Here is a 1,471-nt window from a genome sequence, read left to right on the forward strand (position 1 = left end):
TTTCTGATTCGAATTCACCTGTGCTTGTCATGGGTTGTTTTTGTTTGGAGAGTTTGATTCTGGCTCAGGACGAACGCTGGCGGCGTGCTTAACACATGCAAGTCGAACGGTAAGGCCCTTCGGGGTACACGAGTGGCGAACGGGTGAGTAACACGTGGGTGATCTGCCCTGCACTTTGGGATAAGCCTGGGAAACTGGGTCTAATACCGAATACACCTCTCCGGCTGCATGGCTGGTGGGGGAAAGCTTTTGCGGTGTGGGATGGGCCCGCGGCCTATCAGCTTGTTGGTGGGGTGATGGCCTACCAAGGCGACGACGGGTAGCCGGCCTGAGAGGGTGTCCGGCCACACTGGGACTGAGATACGGCCCAGACTCCTACGGGAGGCAGCAGTGGGGAATATTGCACAATGGGCGCAAGCCTGATGCAGCGACGCCGCGTGGGGGATGACGGCCTTCGGGTTGTAAACCCCTTTCAGCACAGACGAAGCGCAAGTGACGGTATGTGCAGAAGAAGCACCGGCCAACTACGTGCCAGCAGCCGCGGTAATACGTAGGGTGCGAGCGTTGTCCGGAATTACTGGGCGTAAAGAGCTCGTAGGTGGTTTGTCGCGTTGTTCGTGAAAACTCACAGCTCAACTGTGGGCGTGCGGGCGATACGGGCAGACTAGAGTACTGCAGGGGAGACTGGAATTCCTGGTGTAGCGGTGGAATGCGCAGATATCAGGAGGAACACCGGTGGCGAAGGCGGGTCTCTGGGCAGTAACTGACGCTGAGGAGCGAAAGCGTGGGGAGCGAACAGGATTAGATACCCTGGTAGTCCACGCCGTAAACGGTGGGTACTAGGTGTGGGTTTCCTTCCTTGGGATCCGTGCCGTAGCTAACGCATTAAGTACCCCGCCTGGGGAGTACGGCCGCAAGGCTAAAACTCAAAGAAATTGACGGGGGCCCGCACAAGCGGCGGAGCATGTGGATTAATTCGATGCAACGCGAAGAACCTTACCTGGGTTTGACATGCACAGGACGCTGGTAGAGATATCAGTTCCCTTGTGGCCTGTGTGCAGGTGGTGCATGGCTGTCGTCAGCTCGTGTCGTGAGATGTTGGGTTAAGTCCCGCAACGAGCGCAACCCCTATCTTATGTTGCCAGCGCGTTATGGCGGGGACTCGTAAGAGACTGCCGGGGTCAACTCGGAGGAAGGTGGGGATGACGTCAAGTCATCATGCCCCTTATGTCCAGGGCTTCACACATGCTACAATGGCCGGTACAAAGGGCTGCGAATCCGTGAGGTGGAGCGAATCCCTTGAAAGCCGGTCTCAGTTCGGATCGGGGTCTGCAACTCGACCCCGTGAAGTCGGAGTCGCTAGTAATCGCAGATCAGCAACGCTGCGGTGAATACGTTCCCGGGCCTTGTACACACCGCCCGTCACGTCATGAAAGTCGGTAACACCCGAAGCCGGTGGCCTAACCCCTCG

The 1,471-nt window shown here is 57.6% G+C and carries 1 rRNA gene; it reads left to right on the forward strand.

The features are described 5' to 3' along the window. Positions 1-41: 41 nt before the first annotated feature. Positions 42-1,471 (forward strand): 16S ribosomal RNA (locus tag N536_RS0135795); the annotation flags it as partial.

The sequence above is a fragment of the Mycobacterium sp. URHB0044 genome (assembly GCF_000620625.1).
Lineage (GTDB): Bacteria > Actinomycetota > Actinomycetes > Mycobacteriales > Mycobacteriaceae > Mycobacterium.